This is a genomic window from Sulfuricurvum sp. (assembly GCF_022759005.1).
Lineage (GTDB): Bacteria > Campylobacterota > Campylobacteria > Campylobacterales > Sulfurimonadaceae > Sulfuricurvum.
Window position 1 is genome coordinate 1 of sequence record NZ_JAEMQA010000088.1, and the last position, 23,275, is coordinate 23,275.

Here is a 23,275-nt window from a genome sequence, read left to right on the forward strand (position 1 = left end):
GCGGTAACATTAAGGTCGAGGGAGCAATTACCCTTCGACCTTTTTTATTCTTTTCGATAGCGTAAAATATTTTTCGAATTTTCTTTGTAGATTTGTTCTAATAGAATTTTTTTTATGAAATTGACACAACAAGACATGGCAGGTATTTTAGACATTACTACCGCAACACTCCGAAACTGGCACAAAGATAAACCGAATCTCTATAAGATTGTCATGCAAGGCTTTGCGGTCGAGGATGTGAAAAAAACACTTCAAGAGAGTATGGAAAAGATAGAGAGTGCGGGGGAAGAGAAGAGGAAATAGCCGTTCATGGTGAGCTTGTCGAACCATAAATTAGCCCTTCGACAAGCTCAGGGCGAACGGAAGCTGGATTCCCAATCAAGTTGGGAATGACGAATAAAAAAAATTTGGATGGCAAAAAAGTTATACCATACTTTTAACCAAATAGATTCAATCCTTTCTCCCTCTCAAAACGATCCACCCGAGCAATGATGTTGCCGCAATAAGAGACGCTGGAGCATACGGATCACCGCTGAGTTTTTCGAGCGATGTCATCAAAGCGGGGGTAACTCCCCCGACGATCCCTGCCGCACTCCCCAAAATAACCGCTGTAAAGGATGCACGATATCCGTGATACTCTAAAGCGCTAACCGTAGAAGCGAATATGGGGGCTTGGTAAGCGCACAAGAAAATCACCATTACTACCGCTCCCGCCAATGCTATCCAATACCCTCCGATACTCATCCCGACCATTAATGGATAGATACCGAGTGCCAATGCCAAAGCTGCCGTGCGCATAACGCGAAATGAACCAATTTTATCGGCAACTATCGCCATAAGCGGGATAAACACTACCCCTACAATAATCGATAAGGTATTAATCTGCCCCGCTTGCGCTTTTGAGAGATGGGCACTTTTTTCCAGCCAAATCGGAAGATACACAAATACCGTGTAATAAAAAATCCAGATCGATGAAGCGACGGTGAGGAACTGCCAAAATTCACGTCGATGGTGACGCAAGATCGCTATAATGGGAAGCGTTTTATCATCACTGGGAACATAGTTATCGGCAAGATTTTGGCGAAGATAGAGCCCCGCCGCCGCAATCACGATACTCGCCCAAAACGGGATTCTCCATCCCCATTCTCCCATCGCCTCTTCACCTATGTACCACAGCAACGCACCGCATAGCCCTGAGCCCAATGCCATACCGATTTTGGCGCCGACCGAGACAAACGAGCCGTAAAGATTTTGGCGATTAAGGGAGGATTGTTCCACGAGGTAGACGATGGAGCTGGCATACTCACCGCCGACGGAGAGCCCTTGGATCATCCGAAGCAGTACCAACAAGATCGGAGCCACAATCCCTATCTGCGCATACGTCGGTAAAAACCCGATTAAAAAGGTGGGAAGCGCCATCATGAGAAGCGAACTCATCAGAGCATATCGCCGACCGATGCGATCTCCGATATGACCGAACACCAACGCACCGATAGGGCGCATAATCATCCCTGCGGCAAATGCACCAAAAGAGCCTAATAGAGAAAGAAATGGATCGTGTGATGGGAAAAAGAGGTTCCCCATCATCACCGCCAAAAAGCCGATGAGGGCAAAATCGTAGTATTCGATAACGTTGCCAATAATCCCTGCGGCGATGATTTTCTTTTTTGATGTCATAAGTTACCCTTAAAGCTTCTCTTTCTTTTCTTTTTAACAAGAAAAGAAACAAAAGAAAATCGCCCTCACACCAGAACGCTAGCGGTACGCGTTTGCCCTACGGCACGCGACCTTGCTCTTGGTATGGTGTGAAGGCTTTGTTCACTATTTAGAGAATCCACCCACCGCCGAGTAATTTTTCTCCCTCATAAAAGACCCCCGCTTGTCCGGAGGCAACACCGAGCACCGGTTCATGCAACTCAACTACCGCATGATCGCCATCAATTTTAACCCTGCACCGTACCGCAGTCGTGCGATAGCGAAGTTTGACATCGCATTCAAACTCACGCCGTGTATCAAACATATTCACCCGCTCCAGCTCAACTCGATGACACTCCAAATCTTCACGCTTGCCCACGACGATTTGATTCGTCTCAGGTTTGATTTCGACGACGAAATGGGGATCATGCGCACCGTTGACGGTGAACCCTTTGCGTTTACCGATCGTATAGTGCATGTATCCTTTGTGTTTACCGACGATTTTGCCCTCCATATCGAGAACGTCCCCTTCTTGATCGACAGAGACATAGGGTTTAAGCACATCCATATAGGTCGTTTCGACGAAACAGATTTCACTCGATTCACTTTGGGATGCAAACGACTCCAACCCTTCAATGCCCGCGGCAAACGCTTTGATATCCGCTTTATGGCGTTCCCCTAAAGGGAACAATAATCTTGGAACCAAAGCAGGATCGATATAAAAAAGAAAATAGCTCTGATCTTTCGTATCGTCATGCGCTTGAAGGAGATATTGTCCGTCATGACGGATATAATGCCCCGTCGCTACATAATCGGCTCCGACACAATCGGCAAAAGCTACCATCGCTCCGAATTTGATATTGCGATTGCACAACGCGCACGGGTTCGGCGTTTTCCCCGATTTGTACGTTTCGATAAACGGGGTAAAGACTTTTGCGTCAAACTCCTCTTGTAAATCAAGAATATGGAGCTTCACTCCTGCAAAATCGGCTGCCCTCTGGGCACGTGCTTGATGGATTTCATGGTAACCCGGCTTGGAATGGAGTTTCATATAAACCCCCTCTACCTCATACCCCTGCTCTTTCAAAAGGAGAGTCGAAACGGTCGAATCGACCCCGCCGCTCATCCCGATCAATACTTTTTTGCCCATTAACTGCTTCCTTGTCCGGCATAAAGATTCGCGTCGTCCAAATGGGAAGAAAGCGCTTTATAATATTTGGTATCAGTTAGCCCTTCTTGCTCCATCGTTTGGACTTGAAAGATCAATGATTTCTCAATCTCGCGAACCACAAAGGAGAGATCATCGGTTAAATTGATGAGTTGAACGTCTTTCGCATCAATCATCCCCTCCGCCAACATTTTATCTTTGATAAATTGCACAAGCGGGGCATAAAATTCGGTTCCGACCACAAACAGTCGTACCCCCCAAACTTTTCGCGTTTGGATGAGGGTAAGCGCTTCAAACATCTCATCAAGCGTCCCGAATCCGCCGGGAAAAATGACGTATGCCATCGAGTATTTGACAAGCATCACTTTTCGGGAGAAAAAGTAATCGAAACTTTGTCCCTTGGTGATATAAGGGTTAGGGTGTTGCTCTGTCGCCAGTTCAATATTCAAACCGATCGATTCGACGGCTTCGTGTTCATACGCACCGCGATTGGCGGCCTCCATGATTCCGGGTCCGCCACCCGTAATAATATTGTAACCGCGTGCTCCGAGCATACTTGAGAGGCTCATTGCCTGTTGATAATAAGGGTGGTTTTCATCTAAGCGTGCGCTTCCGAAAATCGTCACCGAAGGACCCAAATCTCCTAATTCATCAAAACCCTGCACAAAGTCAGCAATAATTTTAAAGACACTCCAAACGTCTGCTGATTTTATGTCTTTGACATAACGGCTACTTTCATAGACTTTTTTTTTGCCATGTCGTGGCACCATTTCTATCCTTTTAACTTATTGAGACGATCCCGTTTCGTTCCAATGGAGGTAATTTGCACTCCGAAATTTCCATCCACAATGACCACTTCGCCTTGAGCGATGACATGATCATCAACCAAAACATCGAGTGGATCATTCGCCAGCTGATTAAGCTCGATAACCGAACCGATATCCATACTGAGGACATCTTTGAGGAGCATTTTTTTCTTCCCGATTCGAACGCGGACGGGAAGTTTGACCCCCATGATCAAACCGATGTTTTTCATCTCGCCATCATCGAGTTTGACCGCCGGTTCAGCAGTAGGCGCATCAAAAATATTGCCGCTCGGTGCCGCAGACTTGGAGGCAGGTACTTGTTCTCCGTTTAAAGCGCTATTCACGGCTTCATCAATCGCTAACATCATCAACGAGTTGATCGATCCGAGTGAAAACGTAAATACATACATTTTTGCATATCCGTCAAGATTGACTTCACCGCTTTCAGGGATAAACTGAGCTTTCTCGGGTTTGATCGTCAATTTCGGAAGCTCTTTTTGGGATGCCAAGGTCGTACTCATGGCTCCGACGATATTGGAGACAATCTCTTTGGTCGCATCGATATCTTCATCGGACATATCATCTTTACCCTCACCGTCACCGCCGAGCATCATATCCCCTAATGCAGTTGCCAACCGAGGAGGCATCATCACGATTCCCCGACCGGCTGTAGGACCACTGAAGCTTACATGAATTTGAGCAATCGGAGGGATAACGTTAGAGATGATGGAGATATCTTCTGCCTCTTTAAGGGTAACCGTAGGCGCTTGTCCGGTAAGCCCCTCGATTGTTGCCGTCGCTTCGCTCGCAAATACACTTGAAAAATCACTCATCGTCGTCCTCCTCATCTTCAACTGGTCCGCGTATCATCTCTTTTACCCCGCTGATACGTGCTTTTCGTCTATTTTCAAACTCTTTAAGTGCCCGTTTGACTGCATCTTTTTCAGTTTCGATCAATGAAGTAATCTGGATCGATTTATGGAAGCGGCGTAACCCCATTCGACCGACAAAGCGCTCTTTTCCGTCCACACTGACATGTACGATGTCATCCGCCGGAATGTTGAGGCGAATTATATCCCCCTCACCTAACTCTAACAATTCGCTCAAACTTAACTCCGCCTCCCCAAGGTTCACTTCAACGTTGACATGTGCCCCCCCAAGGAGAACTTGAAGCTCTTGGTTACGGCTTTTTTTTGAACTGGTTTCGTTCAGCATCAAATCGCGACTTGCCAACTTCGGCAAGATAGGCTCCAACGCGATAACCGGATAACAAATGTTCATCATCCCCGAACTGTGCCCGATGATAATCTCCATGACGACCATCACAACGATCTCATTTTGGGCAACAATCTGGACGACGTTCGGACTCGATTCTTTCGATTCAACCTGCGGGTAGAGATCAGTAACAGGTCCCCACGCTTCACGCAGTGTCCCCATCATTACCCGCAATATGGTTTCAAACAAAGAGAGCTCAATATCAGAAAACTCACGGTTCGCTTCGAACGGTTCCCCTTTCCCGCCCAAGATTCGATCCAGCATCGGAAACGCGATGGAGGGATTGATCTCTAAAACACCGTTCCCCTCCAGCGGCTTCATCGAAAAGACGTTAAAGCTCGTCGGATTGGGGAGAGACATCAAAAATTCCCCATAGGTCATTTGGTCGACCGAGTGGAGCTGTATCTCTACAATAGAACGCATGATCGCTGAGATTTGAGACGCAATAGAACGTGCCATTTTGTCATGGATCCCTCTAAAGGCACGAAGCTGCTCTTTGGAGACGCGGTTTGGACGTTTAAAATCATAAAGGGTAATCTGCCGCTGCGGAAAAAGGGGATCATCTCCCGCGTCTAACGCACTATCCCCTTCATCATCGACGACATCCAATAAAGCGTCAATCTCTTCTTGCGATAATATATCTGCCATCAGCGCCCTCCGATCGCGTCTTTAATTCGACGAATGACCGATTTGTGAATCTGTGAAATTCTCGATTCGGTTATATTGACAATCTCGCTGATCTCTTTGAGCGTCAACTCTTCAAAATAGTATAACTGAATGATAATCTGTTCGCGCTCATCAAATGTCATCAAAACCTCTTGAATCGCTTCAATCAAGTCTTCATGTTCAACTCTCTCAAACATCCCGCTCTCTTCGGGGGCTCCCAGTTGATCGTCCAGAGGCAATACCGTATAAATATCCGATGCGATACGGGCTTCGCGTACTTTTTCTTCTTCGATTCCCAAAATCTCGGAGAGTTCATAATCACTGGGTTCATCATCATGATCGGCCATGTAAATCTCTATCGCATGATCGATCTCTTTGATAAGACGGCGACTGGAACGGCTCACCACATCAAGACTGCGGAGATAATCGAGCATCGCTCCATAGACCCGTGTTTTCGCATAGCCCCAAAACGAATCGTTTTGGCTCTCATCGTAGCGGCGCGCCAGTTTGACTAACTCTTCGGTACCGATAGCGCATAGATCCATATAGTCGATGGAGCTAGGAAGCCGCTCTTTGAGACGAAACGACATCGCTTTGACTGCCGGAAGAAACTGTATTGCCAGCTGATCTTCACGATGTTTTAATTCTTGCGAATAAACATTGGCACCGCTCATCCTCTCCCCCGTCCCTGATCTTCCAGTAACTCAGATTTATGCGTGTAAAAAGCGTCAATAAACTGCTCACGTTTATTAATTTCACGTACAAAGAAATCGAGGTTATGCTCATGCGCATTTTTCGGAAATATTTGTGCTTTGACACCCAGTGATTGAAAAAAGAACCCTACACATAAGTGGGCAAAGAGATAGAAAAAGAGGACAATCAAAATGACGTACCCCAAAAAGCTCTCAGCCGAATTCGATTGCAATATCCCAAAAACAATACCGATAAAAAAGCCAAGCACTGTCAAAAATGAGACAAAATTCGAACCCCGCATCCCTATTTCTATCCTTTTATTCGCTCTTTTCTCCGAAATACAGCCTATGAAACATCATTCTTAAACGTTCAATGGGTCAAAAATGTTCCATTAATCGTTTAAACAGACCGCCTAAACCGCTTTCTTTGGGATCAACCAGCACATTTCGTTCCAGTTTTTTTGCAATCCGCTTAACAATCGCTTCTAATTCGTTAGTCGGGGTTGCCGTCGGAAACTCTTGTGAAAAAAGAGCCCTTTTTTTCACACTCGCCGAAATTTTAGGATCATTCGAAATCTGCCCAAGGTAACTCAATTGTAACGATCCTCCGATGTTGGCCGCTGCAACTTTGTGAATTTTTTCAAATAAGCTTTCAGCCTCTTTGGAAGAGCGAACCTGATTCATGATTACATTGATCTCATCACGTAGGCGTGAAGTTACCTTGATCGTCGCATAGGCATCGGTAATCGCCGCCGGATCGGGGACAGTGACAACGATAACATCATCACACGCGCGTAAAAAGAGTTGAATATGCTCTCCGATTCCGGCCCCCGTATCGATAATCATCACATCCAAATCATCCAATACGCCGGCTTGATCCATAAACCGCTCGAACAGTCCGCCCGAAGCGTATTTAAAAATCTCTTCTCCGCTCTCTCCGGGAATCAATACGAGATTCTCACCGATTGGGACCAAAATCTCCTCGACCGTTGCTTCCCCTTTGAGAACGTGCAAAATATTTTTTTTGATTTTGACGTTGAACATCACATCGAGATTTGCCAACCCGATATCGGCATCGAAAATACCGACTTTCAACCCATATTTCGCCATTACAAACGCCATATTAGAGCTAATCGTACTTTTCCCGACTCCCCCTTTTCCGCTGGTTATTGCAATGAAACGGGTTTTTTTGGCCTTCACATTTCGGTTTTGGTTGACGAGTGCTTCAAGTTTGGAGGCTTGATGGTTCATGCACCGCCACCTCTGCTAAATCCGTTCATCAAACAATCCACTAAAAAGTCTGAAGTCGCCGCAACCAAATCTTCCGGCACCTCCTGCCCAACCGAAAAATAGCTGATCGGTACTTTGGTCTCATAGACGAGAGAGAAAATATTCCCGAAGCCTCTCGTTTCATCCAACTTGGTAAACATCATCGTGTCAATCCCAAGCGGTGCAAAGTTCTCATACGTCGCTTTTAAATCTTCGTACTTGATCGAACTTGGCATGACCAAAACAACATCAACGGTGTACTCGGTATTATTCTCCCGCAGACATTCGTAAATCTTTTCGATTTTCCCTTTGTCGTACGGAGAAGAGCCCATCGTATCGATCAAAATATAATCGCTGTAGCGTAGCGCATTCAGAGCATTTGAAAATTCGGGCGGATCGACAACGGTTTCGATCCCCAGTTTCATCATCCGCGCATACTGCATCAGTTGCTCTACCGCTCCGATACGGTAGGTATCGAGCACCACCAGCCCCACTTTGTATTTTTTCTCCAGCAAATACGAAAAGCGCGCCGCCAATTTGGCGATGGAGGTTGTCTTTCCGACGCCGGTAGGACCGACGAGCATGATCACTTTTTTGCTCCCGATCTTCGGTGCGGTTTCGATCCGTACAGGGATCATTTTACGCATCAAGACTTGAAAATAGCGCTTTACCGTCTCGGAACTCTCGCGCATTTTGGAGGGCATATGCTCCAACGTGAGGTGCATAATCTCATCGAGATGGTTTTGATCCATCCCGCTCTCTTGCGCTAAACGATAAATTTCGGCAAATTCAGGAGGAATCGCAGCGGTCGTTTTCGGAGACTTTTCAGACCAAAACATATTTTGGATCAGCTTGACTTTGTCACCGAGTTTCTCGATCTCCTCTTTGATCCGCTTGAGGTCTTCGCTCTCCTTTACAGGAGCTTGACGTGAAGGGCGATCCTCCTCCGTTACTTCAGCGATTTTTGAGATCTGTTTTGCCGCTTCGGAGATGTTGTACAACACATCGCTGCTTTTTTGGGTCAAAGGGCGCTGTTTCATCAGCGGCTCATCTTTGGGCTTTGCTTTAGGAGCTGCAGGTGCCGAATTCTCTTCAACTCCGACGACAATTTCATACAAAGCGCTCTTGCCCAGCGATTTTTTCTGCACTTCGCGGGTTTCAATAAGCATTGCATCTTCACCCACCTCCAACTGCGCTTTTTTCAGCGCTTCAGCCGGAGTCGTACCGCTAAATGTCAAGATCTTCATAATATCTCCGTGCGCCCTTTCGAGCTAAACTTCCTAGAGGCAAGGTTACACTTACCCGCTCATGCCAGTGAGGATGAGGAATACTCAACTCTTTCGTCCGAATGGATCGTTTCTCAAAGAATAGTATATCCAAGTCCAACGTCCTCGGCGCATTCGCAAAACTGCGACGCCGCCCAAAACGCTTTTCAATCCGCCAAATCAACCGCAGCAGTGCTCTGGGTGAGAGCGACGTCGCAATCTCGATCACCGTATTCTCAAAATCATTCTGCTGAGTGTACCCAAAAGGGGGATTACGCAAAATCACCCCGCTTTGGATCACCTCCAACAGACTCAATCGCTGCAAATAAACCCACAAACGGTTCATCCGTCGCCGTACGTCTCCGATATTCCCTCCGACCCCCAAAACGACTCGGTAGCGAAACCCTCTATGCGGAGTAAGCTTTTTAGGGAAATTCGGCTCGATAAAAATTGTATGAGTATTATCGAGGGTACGGCGCAGTGCCATTACTCTTCTTCACTGCCTTGTTGAGCGGCAACTTGCGCTTGGCGCATTGCATTGATTTCGCTGAGGATCTGCATCATCCCTACCATTGCCAAGTGGTACCCGAACGGTCCGAACCCGATGATAGACGACGTACATACCGGAGCGGTCATGCTTTTTTGACGAAACTCTTCACGGCGGTAGATGTTACTGATATGCACTTCGATCGTCGGGAGGTTCACCGCACTGATCGCATCGCGAATCGCGATAGAGGTGTGGGTGTATGCCGCCGGATTGATGATGATCCCGTCCGCATCGCCGTAACACTCTTGGATGCGATCGACGATCTCACCCTCTAAATTGCTTTGATAAAATTCGATTTCAATCCCGTTTTGAGTTGCAACCTCTTTCATTTGCGCATGAATTTGCTCCAAACGCATCGGTCCGTATACTTGTTGTTCGCGTACGCCGAGCATATTGAGATTTGGTCCTTGGATAACGACTATTTTCATTGATAAACCTTGGTTGGTATTTTAGGGATAGATTATAAGAGGTTCTATATTATAAGGAACTAAATCATCTCTATCTTCGAAAAAATCGGTTCACTCATGGGGGATTTCTCTTCCGTTTGATATACTTATTTCAAAATTTTATCCGCAAAGAGATTTCGTGCGTATTGTATTAGCCGACACTATTTTTACCGACGGAGTACTTCTCCAAGATCACGGTATCGTATTTAACAAGACCATTATCGAAGTCGCTCCAAACGACCTCCTTCGTTCCCGTTACGGTGAACAATGTGTTGAACTTGGCGAGGGTTCCGTAATCGTTCCGGGACTGATCAACAGCCATGTCCATCTGGAGTTTAGCGCCAACCGCTCCACCCTCACCTACGGTGAATTTATGCCGTGGCTCTCCAGCGTAATCGCATTACGCAACGACCTCATCAACGAATGCGACGATTCATGCATCACCCGCGCGATTGAGAGTATGCTCTCCAACGGCATCACCGCATTCGGAGCGATCAGTTCGTATGGATTTGATCTGACACCATGCGCTGAAGCACCCCAAAAGGTAGTCTATTTTAACGAACTGATCGGTTCAGATCCCGCGATGGCGGATGCGCTCTATGCCGATTTCCAAGAGCGTCTTTTTGCATCCCAAGAGGTAGAACGTGAGGGATTTTACCCCTCGGTAGCAATCCATTCCCCCTACTCCGTCCACCGCATTTTGATCCAAAAAGCGCTCAAATACGCCCGTGAAAAAGAGCTTCGCGTTACCGCCCATCTCCTCGAAAGCAGTGCAGAGCGCGAATGGCTCGATTCCAACAAAGGAGCGTTTGCCCCTTTTTTCCAAAATTTTCTCAAACAGACCCAAGCCGCCAATACGGCCGAAGAGTTTTTGGGATATTTCCAAGAGATTTCTACCCTCTTTACCCATGCGGTACAGACTTCAGAAGCTGAATTAAGCGCGATTGCGCAGGGTAATCATACCCTCATCCATTGTCCGATCTCCAACCGTTTGTTGGGCAACGGGGTACTTGACGTAACGCGTCTGAAGGAAAAAAATATCCGCTTCGTATGCGGCACCGACGGTCTGAGTTCGAACTACGCCCTCGATCTGTTCGAAGAGATGAAAATTGCCCTTTTCATCCATCCGAATGAGGATTTACTCTATCTCGCAAAAGCGCTGTGGCAAAGTGTCACCGGCGATGCGGCAAAAGCATTGCGTCTAAATTGTGGTACAATCACCCCTACATTCGATGCCGATTTTCTAATTATGCGGGTCAACTACCCGATTAACGAACAACTGCCGATCCATCTGATCTTGCAGCCGCATACAATAGAATCGGTCTACATCCAAGGGGAGAAAGTAAAATGATGGAATTCATCAAAAAAATCGGTGGCTGTTTGGCCACCGGATTAAAATTCATCCAATCTCATTTTAAAGCGACGGTGCTGGTGATTATCGTCCTATGGTTGCTTCTCCCCTCAGGAGAAACGGCAATTACCCCTCATAACCTCCAGCGAATCGCCCTCACCGGACCGATTTTGGATGCGACGGGTATCGTGACCCAAATCGATGAAGCCCGCGAAAACAAAGAGGTCAAGGGGGTATTGTTCAGCATCGATTCCCCCGGCGGAGCCGTTGCCCCCTCGGTTGAAATCGCTTATGCCATCAAACGCCTCTCTGAGACAAAACCGACCGTCGTCTACGCGGCTGGGATCATGGCAAGCGGCGGATACTACTCCGCGATCTGGGGTAATGAGATCATCGCCAATCCGGGAAGCATGATCGGCTCCATCGGTGTCATCATGGAGGGTGCCGATATTTCAGGGCTTATGGACAAAGTGGGGGTCAAAACCCAAGTCGTCCATGCCGGAACCTACAAACAGGTGGGGACGTTTGATCGCGAATGGAGCGATGTCGAGCGTGCCGAACTCGACAAAGTGATCGGCGGAACCTATGCGATGTTCGTCGCCGATGTCGCACGCGCACGAAAACTGGATGCCAATAACAGCAGCGAATTTGCCGATGCCCATATTTTTACCGCCGCTCAAGCGCAAAAGGTAGGACTCGTCGATAAAATTGGGGTCGAATTTGATGCCAAAAAACGGGTCGAAGAGCTAAGTAAGGTCAAAGATCCGGTATGGAACAAAGAAGATCCGATGGACAAATTTTTGAAACAGTTTGCAGCAGAGGGAGCATCTCTGGCGCACATGTACTTCCCGCCGGTTACATTGAAGTAATTTCTCTTACTTCCGCATGAACGATTTTTTTATCGTTCATCGCCTCAAAACGATCCCCAACCGCCAAAGTATCCAAATCAATCACTTTCCCCTCACGGGCGATCTGTGCAAATCCGCTTTTGTTTTTGTGTTTCGGATGGTGTGATTCAAAACTGTTTTTCATCTGAGCGATCAACGACTCTTTCTCTCGAAGCCGTTGTGTAATCCCTCTCTCCATCGCCTCTTTGAGGGTCGGAATCTCACTCGTAGCACGTTGTAAGCGCTGGTGTATCTGCATCTCAAAACGCTTTTGTAGCTCTGCGACAATCTCTTTTTGGCTCTCCAGACGATACTCGATCCCGTTGCGTTTAAACGCTTCGACCATAGCACTCAATTGCTCACGCTTGCGCCCCAACTGCTGCTGTATCACACCCAATGCTCTGAATTGCATTTCGTCGATACTTTGTAACAGCTCGTTTTGATCGGGGAGGAGCATCTGCATCGCCGCACTCGGTGTCGGGGCACGCATATCGGCGACGTAGTCACTGATGACCCAGTCGATCTCATGCCCGACGGCTGACATCGTAGGAGTCTTCATGGAAAAAATCGCATCGGCAACAATCTCTTCGTTAAAAGGCCACAAATCTTCGATACTTCCACCGCCCCGTCCGACGACGACGGCATCCGCGTTTAAGGCATCAGCATATCTCAGAGCATCCGCGATTTGAGCTGCCGCACGCTCCCCCTGCACCAACACATCCAGTACGATGAGCTTCACCAACGGCCAGCGATGAGAAGCGACCCGCTGCATATCCTGCAACGCCGCCCCCGTCGCCGAGGTGACCAAAACAATCGTTTGAGGAAATTTCGGGAAACTTTTTTTACGTGTCGGGTCGAAGTAGCCTTTGGTTTCCAACTTCTTTTTGAGCTGTTCGAACGCTACCGCCAATGCCCCTTGACCGTACGGTTCGGCACTGAACGCATTGATCTGATACTCCCCGCGCGGTTTGTACAGTGAGAGGGCACCATGCAAGATAATATGCGCCCCCTCTTCGAGGCGGAATTTGAGCCGTGCGGCATTCCCCTTGAACATCACGCATTTGATCGAGGAATCGTTGTCTTTAAGGGTAAAGTAGATATGTCCGCTGCCGTGGTGGGTAATGCGTGAGAGTTCCCCCTCGACACTGACAAATTCAAAAGAGGTCTCTAAAAGAACCTTGATCTGTTCATTGAGTGCAGAGACGCTTAGCGTGGAAGCCATAAAGTTACTTTTTGCGGGCGATCATCAATGTCGAAATATCCATCGAAAAGCTTTTGGTATAGAGCATCTCAAACCCCGCTTCTTCGAGTTCGGCTCTCATTTTTGCTACCGTCAAAAATCCCTCGATAGAGTCTGGAAGATAGCGGTACGCTTCGTAGTTGTTGGAGATCAATCCGCCGATACGTGGGAGGATGTTTTTCATGTACCAGTCACGCACTTTTCCGAGCATTGATGGGTTTTCATTTTTCATAAATTCGAGGATAACAACCAGTCCTCCCGGTTTGAGAACACGGTTAAATTCACGCAATCCCGCTTGACGTTCCACGACGTTGCGGATACCGTACGAGATACTGATGATGTCGGCACTGCTATCAGGCTTAGGAAGCTCTGTTGCCGGAGCGATATGAAACGACATATCGGGAAATTTTTCCCGTCCGACGCCAACCATCCCCTCAGATGGATCAACTCCGACAATTTCAGCGACATTCATCTGTGCATTTTCGGCGCGACGTTTCCAGTATCCCATCATATCGCCCGTACCGCACGCAACGTCTACAATCGAATTGAGACTCTTAGTATTGCAGTATCCATAGGCTAAATCACACGCTTTGCGTCGCCAAAAGGTATCGACACCCATACTCAAAACACGATTGGCTCTGTCGTAGGTAGGAGCTATATCGTTAAACATGGAGACAATTTTTTCTTGCTTGGTCATTTTGATCCTTTATACGCCGACGGAACTCGTCCCGCTTGGCTACGCTAACGCTAAGTTTTCTTCGGCAGAAAGCCCACGCACGCTTGCGTGCTTTCTAAATTATTGTTTATTTTTCATCCAAAGGATAATATTATCGGTGATTTTAGCGCTAAGAACCTCAAAATCCTCTTGCACCGTTCCAAGACTTTGTGATCCGCCGCCGATTTTGGGCGCAATGTAACTCAAATACCAATCGCATACGTCACGGGATGCTTCAAACATCCTTGCACCCCCCTCGATCATCACAAGACGGTATTTTGTGATTTTTTCCAACGAAGATTCGATAAATACTCGGCGATTAGGGACATGAAAGAGGGGAATTGATCGATCAAACTCCTCAGTTTGCGAATAAATCAACACATCGGGCGCCTTCCCCTCTACAAGCCGTGCATCGAGCGTCGGTCTATCATTGCGCACCGCATTGCCTCCGATCACGATCAAATCGCATTTATCACGTAACGCGTGCATATGCTCACGTGAAGTTTGAGAACTGATTGTTCCGTTATCGATTGTCCCATCAAGCCGCTGAGCCCATTTGAAAAAAACAAAAGGATTATTTTGCCACCGCACAAACGGCTCTAAGAGTTTTTGCCCCTCATCTTCCATCACACCAAAAGTACATTTGATCCCTGCATCTTCGAGAATCCCCCCCCCGTTTGCTGCTTGGGGATTGGGATCTTTGCACGCAATAAAGACCTCTTTAATCTCTAAATCTCGGATAAGCAGTGCACACGAGGGGGTTTTTCCGCGATGGGAACACGGTTCCAGCGTCACCGCCATCGAAATCGATTTAAAAAATCCGTGGTGGTGCGTTCGGAGATAATCGTGGATAGTGTGCGCATCATCGCATTGCGCAATATTCCTATCACTACTGAGAAGGGTATAGGCATCACGCAGTGCATAGACCTCCGCATGAGGACCACCCGCGATTTTATGTGCACCAAGTGAGAGAATTTCGCCGTGTTCTCCTATGCAAACAGCACCGACGGCGGGGTTAGGAAATGTGAGAAGTTGATATTCCCACGCCGCATTGAGGGCAAGGGACATTGCATGATTTACATCTGAGGGTTTCATTACCACTCGAAGTAGGTTTTGGCCTTGCTGATAGAGCGGAAAGGGACGCTGTGCGTTTCCCCCTCTTTGGTTTTGATCGTAATCTCTTCGTTTTCGACCGAGATCATTTCCCCGTCGAATTTTTCTTTATTCACCGTTGAGAAAACAACTTTTTCACCGATAGATTGGGCAAAATGCTCCAATGTTTTGAGCTTGCGTTCAATCCCAGGACTGCTCACTTCAAGGCGGTACTCACCACCCACCGGTGGGGTTACGTCGAGGAGCGGAGAGATCAAATGGGTCGCTTCGACGCATTGATCCAAACTCACGCCGCCTGGAGCTGTGACACTCACACGGTAGATTGTGTTTTCGTTTTCATTTAAAATAGCCGCATCATAAAGAGATAAACCGATTGATTCGACCATTTTTTTAATGTCGTGTTCAAGACTCACTTTTTTTCTCCTTAGCGATTTGTGCAAATAGGGCTTCAATGTTCTGACTTCGTTTGAGGGTATCATCAAAAACAAACGTCATACGCGGACTGCGGAACCACCCCTGATCTTTCATGCAGTGTTCTTCAATAATCGGACGTGCTTTTTCGAGCAGTTTCAAAAATGCAGCCTGCTCTTGAGGCGTATAATCGTGCGGATCAAGATAAACTTTCGCATCGCTTCGTCCTCGTGAACAATGGACGTCAATCACATCCACTTCACGCACGCGCGCGTCGGAAAGCTGGCTGATCGCTTCGGGAATCAGCTCTTTGAGAATCGACTCGGTTCGCTTGACTTTGATTTGTGCGGGAGTCACAGGGATACTTTTTTCTCGATTTTAGTGAAGGTTTCGATGACGTCGCCCACTTTGACATCGGTATAACCATTAAGGACAACCCCACAATCAAACCCTTTGGTAACCTCTTTGACATCGTCTTTGAAACGGCGAAGTGATGTAAGGTCACCCTCATGGATAACAACACCCTGTCGGATAACACGAACCATTCCGCCGCGTACAAGTTTACCGTCGACAACCACACATCCTGCGATCGTTCCACCGCCTTTTGGCATCGGGAAGGTATCACGGACTTCAGCTTGTCCCGTATTTTCTTCACGGAACTGCGGTGCCATCATGCCAGTCAACATTGCCGTTACATCGTCGATGAGTTGATAAATGATCGAATAGGTATTGATTTTGATACCCATCTGTTTTGCCATGGCATTGACATTACCGGTCGGTCGAACGTTAAATCCGATCAACATACAATTTTCGCTGTTGTTAACCAATGCAACGTCATTTTCGGTAATTCCACCGACACCGCTGGAGATCACTTCTACTTTTACTTCATCGTTTCGTAGTTCGCCAAGAGCCGCTTTAATCGCTTCAAGAGAACCGTGAACGTCCGTTTTAAGAACCACTTTAAGGGCTTTCAAACGTCCTTCCGCGATCAATGAGGTCAACTCATCCAATGTTGTTTTCGTACTGTGAGAAAGTTCACGGTGACGATCGTATTCGTAGCGCTTTTGTGCAATTTCACGTGCCTCTTTATCGCTCTCGACTACCATCAAGATTTCACCTGATGGAGGAACATCACTAAGACCTACAACGACGGCTGTTTCACTCGGCCCGATTTGCTTGAGCTGTGCTTTACGATCGTTGATTAATGCACGTACACGCCCGAATGCACTTCCGCACACGATATTGTCACCGATTCTTAACGTACCGTTTTGAATGATAACCGTAGCTACCGGCCCACGCCCTTTTTCCAACGTCGATTCAACGACAACCGCTTTTGCCATGTTGGTAGGGTTGGCTTTGAGCTCCATGATCTCCGCTTGGAGCAAAATCGCTTCGAGCAAATCATCGATTCCGCTCATCGCTTTTGCCGACACACCGACGAATTCGACGTCTCCGCCCCAATCGACAGGATTAAGACCAAGTTCCGCCATTTGCGCTTTAACCATATCGGGGTTCGCGCCCGGTTTGTCCATTTTGTTGATCGCAACGATTACCGGTACTTTTGCGTCTTGAGCATGTTTCACCGATTCACGTGTTTGCGGTTTTACACCGTCATCCGCCGCAACAACAATGACAATAATATCGGTCAGTTGTGCACCACGGGCACGCATTGCACTAAATGCTTCATGTCCCGGAGTATCGAGGAATGTAATCAATTTACCGTGTTGTTCTACCGAATAGGCACCGATGTGCTGGGTAATTCCCCCCGCTTCGCCATGCGCTACTTTTGCATTACGGATCGCATCAAGAAGAGATGTTTTACCGTGGTCGACGTGACCCATGATCGTAATAACCGGTGGGCGCTCTTCCATCCCCTCTTCATCCATGGTTGCTTCTTCGTACATCTCTTCGAGGTTAAAGGCATCTTTCGGATCAATGGTCGTTACTTCGATTCCGAATTCGCTCGCCAAAATTTCGATTTCGTCTTTTCCGAGGAAGTCGTTTTTGGTTACCATCATACCGAGGTTGAAAAGGATTTTGATTACTTCTGAAAGGGGTTGGCGTACTTTGTCGGCAAATTCATAAACACGGATGTCTTCTGGAATTTCGACATGGGTAATCGCCTCTTCTTCTTTCACATCACGGGTATATTTCTTACGTGCTTCACGGGAAACCTGACGAGGCTTGTTTTTGTTTGCACCCTGTTTCTTTCCTGAATTACGTCCGATCGGTTTTTTCTCTTTCGGTTTTTGTTCCTCTTCCGGCTCAATTTTCGTATTCAAATCATTGAAGTCCATCAAAACAACTTGATCTTCTTCGTAGTCCATAGAGACATCCGAAATTCCGCCGCCGAAAATATCGAGCTTGACCCCTTGATCCTTTTTCTGCACCGGAGTGTTGTTGCCTTGCGCTTTTTTCGCACGTTTGGCTTCCAATTCGCGCTGCGCTTGTTCACTGAGTTTTCCGTAACTTGATACCGATGCTGCACTGCTTTGTGCGGAAGGTGCCGACACGATCTCTTCTTCCTGCGGGCGTTTTTTCTTGACAATTTTCAAACCGGAGCGTTTCGGTGCTTCCTCACCGGCAGGTGCTTCTACAACCGCATCCTCGCTTGTTTCAATTGAGGGAGCTACCACATTTTTTTGTTCTGGGGCCGCTATGGGTGCCACTGCCTCTTCTACTACAGGGGCTTTAGACGATGATTTCGGTGAAGCGCTCTCTGCAGAGGCTCCGCTCATGATATAGTTCATGATTTGCTCAGCTTCTTCGATCGAGACCGAACTTGAAGCCGTTTTTACATTCAGCCCCATTGCGGCTGCTTTATCAACGACCTCTTTTGAATTGATACCAAGCTCTTTGGCAATTTCATGAACTCTAACTTTATCCATCATTAACGATGATCTCCTTTAACCGATTCATTAGCTCTACCGTCGCGCCGCTTTTGCATTGTCGGGCCAACTGACCCGGAGTTTTTTTGTGTTCAATACACTGATGACACAAATAAAAACTTCTCCCTTGATTGGTGAAAGGCTCTAATGTCCCTTCTCGGCACTGAAGCCTCAAAAGCGCAGATTGTGAAAAACGCTCACGACAAACCACACACATGCGTATAGGCTGATGTAACTTTTGCGCCATTATATCCAATACTTTCTTAGTTATCGTTCAACAACCAAACCGTCATTGTCAAAGCTTAAGATTTTAACCTCAAAATCGCTAAATTCTGACTTGAATTTATCCGCGAGCATTTGGGCATCCTGATCGTACACCATGTTAAAAAAGGTCGAGCCGCTTCCCGAAAGCGTCGACATCAACGCACCGTTGTCGTACGCCATTTTTTGGACGGCGAAGAGTTCCGGCAACATCTTCATCCGTACCTTCTGATGAAACCGATCTTGGGTAGCCAGACGAAGCATTTCCCAATCCTCATTGAAAAAAGCGCCTACCGTGACGGCTGTATGGGAGAGATTAAAGACAGCATTTTCTTTGCTGTACGATTTAGGGAGTGTCGTACGCGATTTGGCGGTAGAGATCGGCTTATTGGGGATAACCACGACCGCTTTGAGATAATCGGGAAGATGTTTTTGCTGTGAGAAGACCTTTTGTTTCTCGACCATCGCCGCATTAAATCCCCCCATAACTGCAGGGGTGATGTTATCGGGATGACTTTCGTACACCAACGCGTGATTGAGGATACGGCGTTTGGAAACTTTGACCCCCGCCGCTTCATGTGCACAGCTGATCGCGCTAACGATGACGGCCGATGAGCTTCCCAATCCCCGTGACATCGGGATTTGGTTGTAAAACGTAAATTTGAAATTTTGCCGTTTTTGGGTGAGACGGCGGTAGTGTTCGTTGAAAATGGAGACGAACAGATTGTTCCCTTTGAGACGAGGGTTATTCTCCCCCTCCCCTTTGATCGAGACGGCAAAAAAACGTGACGGCACCAACTCTACTTGGTTACGCAAATCAACAGCAAGTCCTAATGAATCGAATCCAGGTCCTAAATTGGCACTTGTTGCAGGTACACTAACGAACAAATAATTTCCTTATCCTACGGCATCAATCCCATAATAGGGGAGATTGTCCGAATCAAATTTTTCTAAATCGATATGTTTAGGGAGTTCAAACCCGATAATTTTCGGTTCGCTTATCGGTTCTAACTCAATCTTAGAGCTATTTTTAACAAAATAGAGCTTTCCAACTGCTTTGATGGGGCTATTTTGGTTAAAAAAGAATGCATCCGTCGCCAAAAGGGGAATTTTTTTCGTGATACTGAGCGTTTTTAAAAAGAGATACGACACTTTGATCCCCATAAAGCTTCCGGGACCTTTAGCGTATATGAGATTTGAAAAGGTATATTTTTTGAGCAAAGACTCAAAAATTTCGGGGAGTACATCTGAACTCATCCCCTCATTTTTAATCTCTTCGACCAAAATTCCCTCTTGGTAAATACCGATTAAAAGGGGAGAGCTGAGCGCGATGACAATGACGTCATGCATACGCTTTTGCCAGCTCTTTAGATTCGGCGCTCGCCAACTCGACGATCTCGTAATTGGCAGGATCTTTGAGCAGTTCCAAGGTCAGTTTATGGTTTAAATCATGGCTCCCCGCAAATGCCTCGTAGTTGCCGATAAAGTTCATTCCGATCAACGACATATCCCCGATCGCGTCGAGAATTTTATGACGGACGAATTCGTCTCCGAAGCGGAGCCCTTCGGGGTTGAGTACTTTTTTGTCATCCAAAACGACCGCATTTTCCAAACTGCCTCCAAGAGCAAGCCCCTTGGAACGGAGGTATTGCACTTCATGAACAAATCCAAACGTCCGTGCGCGGGCAATCTCTTTTTTGTAGTTCTCTTTGGTAAACGCCAAGACGTAGCTTTGACGGTCAATCACCGGGTGCGAAAATTTGATCGTGAAATCGTAATTCATATCGTTCGAAGGGATCAGTTTGACGTACTTGTCCCCCTCTTGAACCATCACCTCTTTTTTGATCCGCATGATCTTTTTCGGCGTGTCCTGCGCTACGACTCCCGCCTCTTCGAGAAGCATACAAAAACTCATGGAGGAACCGTCCATGACCGGAATCTCATCCGCATCAACAATGACACGAAGGTTATCGATCCCGTATGCATAAATCGCCGAGAGCATATGCTCGATCGTCGAGATGGTAACTCCCTCGCGCCCGATGACGGTTGCCATTTTCGTATCAACCACATTTGCAGGAACGAGCGGGATTGAAATACCTGCATCACTGCGATAAAAGACAATTCCGCTATTGGCCCCGAGAGGTTCAAGGCGTAATTTTACGGGCGATCCTCGATGCAATCCTATCCCTACGAGTTCAACACTTTTACCTATCGTTGTCTGCATCATTTCGGGTGTTTCCCTCGTTTGTTAAGCTTAATATGCAATTATAGCGTGTTTCAGCGTTGGTTAATAAAAACCTTGGCGGTATCAATCACACTCGTAATATTATCGGCAATCCACTTACTGTCCATCCACTCTTCCGGACGCACTTCGATCCCCTGAACCAAAATACCGAAATGGAGATGATCTCCCATCGCGTATCCGCTCAAACCGGTTTTCGCAATCTGCTGACCTGCTGCGACGGAATCACCCTCTTGCACATTAAGTTCAGAACAGTGCCCGTAAAGTGTATAGAGCCCAAATCCATGGTCGATAATTGGTAAGTTTCCGTAAATCCCGTTCGGCCGTGCAAAAACGACTTTTCCACCATTGGATGCGATAATCGGCCCCATGTGGATACTTGCCAAATCAAGCCCCATGTGGTAGGCATTAGAAAGATTCTCTTTTCCTTTGTAGCTGTAAATACGGTGATCCCCGAAATCGGCTACTTTTTGCCCGTTCACTAGCGGATAAAATGGGGCAGGTCTAAAATCCGGAATCAATGTTTGAGAGACTTTTGAGGTAATATCGTGAATGATTTTTTCATTATCGCTTCGCACTTTTTCGTTGATAATTCTAAACTGCTGCAATCGATCGTCTACCCCTGCCGTTTGTTCATAGGTATTGGCAAGCTCTGCGATTTTTCCTTCCAAAAACTGATCGCTGAGTTCAATGTTCGACACTTTATACGCGTGATCTTTTAGACGGAACGGGATTGCGCTTTTTGCTTCGTTTCCTGCTTTGTCACGTGCGACAACCGTAGCGCTGAAACTCGCTTCTTGGACAGGCCAAGCTACCAGTGAAGCGTAATATCCTTTTTTGATAAACGGTTGTGCAATAAATGTTTTTCCGAAGTTGGTCCGAATTTTCAAGCTTTCCAGATTCGCATCTTCGGCTTTGAAAACAACAATAGCCGATCCCCCTTTTTGGATTTTGTACGAATTTGAGACGATTGAGAGTGAGGGCTGATGCTGATCGATAACAAGAGTAAACTCTTTTTTATAGGTATTCCCCATAAAAAGCCCCCAAAGGCTGTTATCCGTTGCTTCAATTTTTAAAACAACCGATGCCGATTCCACACGACGAACCCCGTTTGGAGGGAGAATATCAAACGTTTGTTTTGTCACTTTTGAAGGGGTGTTTTGATCTACGACAACCCATTCGTCGTGCGGTGTTGTCAACGTTGCTTTAAACGATTTCAAACCGCTTGCATCTTCCACATTAACATGAATAGGATCTCTAAAATTCCAATACCCTTGCTGAGATACAGTTACTTTTGGATCATCTTTTTCAAATAGCGGAGAAAACCCCATAAATCCAAAGGCAGCGATCACAACCGCAGCAATTACCCATCCTATTATTCCCGAATTATTTCGGCCTCTTCTCACATCAACTCCTTTGTCATCATGGTTATTATTTTTTCGATAATCTCATTATCGTTTTGGTTATACTCTACACCCGAACGGCTACGATGTCCGCCGCCCCCAAAAGGGAGCATAATGGCTGCAGCATCGATCGATCCATCTGTTCTCAAGGAGATTTTCAATCCCCCTAAAGGTTGTTCAACTACCATCAATGCGGCTTGAACCGAATGCATTTGTAATGCTTCTTCAACCGTTTCTTTACACTCACTCAGCGTCGCTCCCGTCTGATCGAAGAGTAAGCGCGGAATCTCAAAAAAAGCTATTTTCCCTTCCGAAAGCAGTTTCATCCGCTTGAACAACTCCCCGCGCATTCGAAAAGAAGCCAGTGAGCGACGGCGGTAAAGCCAATCGGTGCATAACGTATGATCGGCACCACACTCAATGAGATGCTGCGCCATGGCAAACGTTTTGGCGTTGCATCCGCTCGAACTGAAACATTCTGAATCATCGAGCAGTCCCGCATAAAGCGCGGTCGCTATTTTACCATTGATTTTTACACCGTTAGCAACAAAATAATCATAAATGACTTCCGTCGTTGAGATTGCGCCGGTATCGATGATTGTATGGGTGCCAAAGCCGTTATTATACGCATGATGATCAATATTGATGAGAGGAAGCTCTTTCTCGATACCCAGTCTGCTATAACTGCCACAGTCAAAACTGATGATGCAATCGGCGTCTTCGGGAAATCGGTGGGTAAGCTTTTCAAACCACGGCAAAAATGCCAACCGTCGATCAATATCCTCCGAAGCACAAAAGAGGGTAATTTTTTTTTGATCTCTCAGAAGATACGAATAAAAAGCACAAGCCGAACCTAAAGAATCGGCGTCGGGATGAAGATGGGTGACTAAAACAATATGGGATGAGGCATCGATCAAAGATGAGGGCATTCAATA

The 23,275-nt window shown here is 46.8% G+C and carries 26 protein-coding genes; 3 read left to right on the forward strand and 23 right to left on the reverse strand.

What is annotated here, in order from left to right; all coding sequences use genetic code 11:
* The first annotated feature begins 114 nt into the window (after positions 1 to 114).
* On the forward strand, positions 115 to 303 hold the full coding sequence (locus tag JHC35_RS05885) for a hypothetical protein (protein WP_295042939.1): 189 nt from the start codon (positions 115 to 117) through the stop codon (positions 301 to 303).
* Between the two features lie 147 nt (positions 304 to 450).
* On the opposite strand, the gene JHC35_RS05890 is transcribed toward JHC35_RS05885, so the two are convergent.
* From JHC35_RS05890 to aroQ, 11 genes are all read right to left on the reverse strand, one after another.
* Complete coding sequence (locus JHC35_RS05890; RefSeq protein WP_295042941.1) at positions 451 to 1,677, reverse strand: MFS transporter; 1,227 nt, start codon at positions 1,675 to 1,677, stop codon at positions 451 to 453.
* 148 nt (positions 1,678 to 1,825) lie between these two features.
* A complete protein-coding gene (mnmA, locus tag JHC35_RS05895) occupies positions 1,826 to 2,845 on the reverse strand; it encodes a tRNA 2-thiouridine(34) synthase MnmA (RefSeq protein WP_295042943.1) in 1,020 nt (339 codons plus the stop codon).
* Positions 2,845 to 3,633 (reverse strand): TIGR00730 family Rossman fold protein, encoded by a 789-nt coding sequence (locus JHC35_RS05900; RefSeq protein ID WP_295042945.1) that lies wholly within the window; start codon positions 3,631 to 3,633, stop codon positions 2,845 to 2,847. The genes mnmA and JHC35_RS05900 overlap by 1 nt, the downstream gene beginning before the upstream one ends.
* A 2-nt stretch (positions 3,634 to 3,635) precedes the next feature.
* The gene (fliY, locus tag JHC35_RS05905; protein WP_295042948.1) at positions 3,636 to 4,502 is read right to left on the reverse strand and encodes a flagellar motor switch protein FliY; all 867 of its coding nucleotides are present in this window, start codon (positions 4,500 to 4,502) and stop codon (positions 3,636 to 3,638) included.
* Entirely contained in the window at positions 4,495 to 5,592 is a 1,098-nt protein-coding gene (fliM, locus tag JHC35_RS05910; RefSeq protein ID WP_295042950.1) for a flagellar motor switch protein FliM, read from the reverse strand. Before fliM ends, fliY begins: the two co-directional genes overlap by 8 nt.
* Positions 5,592 to 6,284 carry an RNA polymerase sigma factor FliA gene (locus tag JHC35_RS05915; protein ID WP_295042952.1) on the reverse strand — a complete coding sequence of 231 codons (693 nt, stop codon included), beginning with the start codon at positions 6,282 to 6,284 and terminating at the stop codon, positions 5,592 to 5,594. The genes fliM and JHC35_RS05915 overlap by 1 nt, the downstream gene beginning before the upstream one ends.
* Entirely contained in the window at positions 6,281 to 6,604 is a 324-nt protein-coding gene (locus JHC35_RS05920) for a hypothetical protein (RefSeq protein WP_295042954.1), read from the reverse strand. The genes JHC35_RS05915 and JHC35_RS05920 overlap by 4 nt, the downstream gene beginning before the upstream one ends.
* A gap of 76 nt (positions 6,605 to 6,680) precedes the next feature.
* On the reverse strand, positions 6,681 to 7,553 hold the full coding sequence (locus JHC35_RS05925; RefSeq protein WP_295042956.1) for a MinD/ParA family protein: 873 nt from the start codon (positions 7,551 to 7,553) through the stop codon (positions 6,681 to 6,683).
* Positions 7,550 to 8,818, reverse strand: a complete 1,269-nt coding sequence (gene flhF, locus JHC35_RS05930; RefSeq protein ID WP_295042958.1) for a flagellar biosynthesis protein FlhF — start codon at positions 8,816 to 8,818, stop codon at positions 7,550 to 7,552. The genes JHC35_RS05925 and flhF overlap by 4 nt, the downstream gene beginning before the upstream one ends.
* Positions 8,799 to 9,323: a 2-amino-4-hydroxy-6-hydroxymethyldihydropteridine diphosphokinase gene (folK, locus tag JHC35_RS05935; RefSeq protein WP_295042960.1), complete on the reverse strand. Its 525-nt coding sequence runs from the start codon at positions 9,321 to 9,323 to the stop codon at positions 8,799 to 8,801. Before folK ends, flhF begins: the two co-directional genes overlap by 20 nt.
* Positions 9,323 to 9,811 carry a type II 3-dehydroquinate dehydratase gene (gene aroQ, locus JHC35_RS05940; protein ID WP_295042962.1) on the reverse strand — a complete coding sequence of 163 codons (489 nt, stop codon included), beginning with the start codon at positions 9,809 to 9,811 and terminating at the stop codon, positions 9,323 to 9,325. Before aroQ ends, folK begins: the two co-directional genes overlap by 1 nt.
* A gap of 157 nt (positions 9,812 to 9,968) precedes the next feature.
* Between aroQ and JHC35_RS05945 the strand changes: the two genes are divergently transcribed.
* Together JHC35_RS05945 and sppA are read left to right on the forward strand one after the other, a co-directional pair.
* The gene (locus tag JHC35_RS05945) at positions 9,969 to 11,180 is read left to right on the forward strand and encodes a metal-dependent hydrolase (protein WP_295042964.1); all 1,212 of its coding nucleotides are present in this window, start codon (positions 9,969 to 9,971) and stop codon (positions 11,178 to 11,180) included.
* Complete coding sequence (gene sppA / locus JHC35_RS05950; RefSeq protein WP_365996486.1) at positions 11,180 to 12,049, forward strand: signal peptide peptidase SppA; 870 nt, start codon at positions 11,180 to 11,182, stop codon at positions 12,047 to 12,049. The genes JHC35_RS05945 and sppA overlap by 1 nt, the downstream gene beginning before the upstream one ends.
* On the opposite strand, the gene xseA is transcribed toward sppA, so the two are convergent.
* The 12 genes from xseA to JHC35_RS06010 form a co-directional block, all read right to left on the reverse strand.
* Entirely contained in the window at positions 12,036 to 13,289 is a 1,254-nt protein-coding gene (gene xseA, locus JHC35_RS05955) for an exodeoxyribonuclease VII large subunit (protein ID WP_295042968.1), read from the reverse strand. The genes sppA and xseA overlap by 14 nt on opposite strands.
* A 4-nt stretch (positions 13,290 to 13,293) precedes the next feature.
* On the reverse strand, positions 13,294 to 14,004 hold the full coding sequence (gene ubiE / locus JHC35_RS05960; RefSeq protein ID WP_295042970.1) for a bifunctional demethylmenaquinone methyltransferase/2-methoxy-6-polyprenyl-1,4-benzoquinol methylase UbiE: 711 nt from the start codon (positions 14,002 to 14,004) through the stop codon (positions 13,294 to 13,296).
* Positions 14,005 to 14,103: 99 nt separating this feature from the next.
* On the reverse strand, positions 14,104 to 15,090 hold the full coding sequence (ribD, locus tag JHC35_RS05965; RefSeq protein WP_295042972.1) for a bifunctional diaminohydroxyphosphoribosylaminopyrimidine deaminase/5-amino-6-(5-phosphoribosylamino)uracil reductase RibD: 987 nt from the start codon (positions 15,088 to 15,090) through the stop codon (positions 14,104 to 14,106).
* Between the two features lie 26 nt (positions 15,091 to 15,116).
* The gene (locus JHC35_RS05970) at positions 15,117 to 15,548 is read right to left on the reverse strand and encodes a ribosome maturation factor RimP (protein ID WP_295042974.1); all 432 of its coding nucleotides are present in this window, start codon (positions 15,546 to 15,548) and stop codon (positions 15,117 to 15,119) included.
* A complete protein-coding gene (gene rbfA / locus JHC35_RS05975) occupies positions 15,538 to 15,903 on the reverse strand; it encodes a 30S ribosome-binding factor RbfA (RefSeq protein ID WP_295042976.1) in 366 nt (121 codons plus the stop codon). The genes JHC35_RS05970 and rbfA overlap by 11 nt, the downstream gene beginning before the upstream one ends.
* Positions 15,900 to 18,434, reverse strand: coding sequence for a translation initiation factor IF-2 (gene infB, locus JHC35_RS05980; RefSeq protein ID WP_295043004.1), 2,535 nt, complete (start codon positions 18,432 to 18,434; stop codon positions 15,900 to 15,902). The genes rbfA and infB overlap by 4 nt, the downstream gene beginning before the upstream one ends.
* Positions 18,427 to 18,681 (reverse strand): DUF448 domain-containing protein, encoded by a 255-nt coding sequence (locus JHC35_RS05985; RefSeq protein ID WP_365996487.1) that lies wholly within the window; start codon positions 18,679 to 18,681, stop codon positions 18,427 to 18,429. Before JHC35_RS05985 ends, infB begins: the two co-directional genes overlap by 8 nt.
* A gap of 20 nt (positions 18,682 to 18,701) precedes the next feature.
* The gene (thrB, locus tag JHC35_RS05990) at positions 18,702 to 19,583 is read right to left on the reverse strand and encodes a homoserine kinase (protein ID WP_294915390.1); all 882 of its coding nucleotides are present in this window, start codon (positions 19,581 to 19,583) and stop codon (positions 18,702 to 18,704) included.
* A gap of 9 nt (positions 19,584 to 19,592) precedes the next feature.
* The gene (locus tag JHC35_RS05995) at positions 19,593 to 20,045 is read right to left on the reverse strand and encodes a hypothetical protein (RefSeq protein WP_295042978.1); all 453 of its coding nucleotides are present in this window, start codon (positions 20,043 to 20,045) and stop codon (positions 19,593 to 19,595) included.
* Positions 20,038 to 20,922, reverse strand: a complete 885-nt coding sequence (lpxC, locus tag JHC35_RS06000) for a UDP-3-O-acyl-N-acetylglucosamine deacetylase (RefSeq protein WP_295042980.1) — start codon at positions 20,920 to 20,922, stop codon at positions 20,038 to 20,040. Before lpxC ends, JHC35_RS05995 begins: the two co-directional genes overlap by 8 nt.
* Before the next feature lie 50 nt (positions 20,923 to 20,972).
* Entirely contained in the window at positions 20,973 to 22,343 is a 1,371-nt protein-coding gene (locus tag JHC35_RS06005) for a M23 family metallopeptidase (RefSeq protein ID WP_295042982.1), read from the reverse strand.
* Positions 22,340 to 23,269, reverse strand: coding sequence for a DHH family phosphoesterase (locus JHC35_RS06010; protein WP_295042984.1), 930 nt, complete (start codon positions 23,267 to 23,269; stop codon positions 22,340 to 22,342). The genes JHC35_RS06005 and JHC35_RS06010 overlap by 4 nt, the downstream gene beginning before the upstream one ends.
* Positions 23,270 to 23,275: the final 6 nt, after the last annotated feature.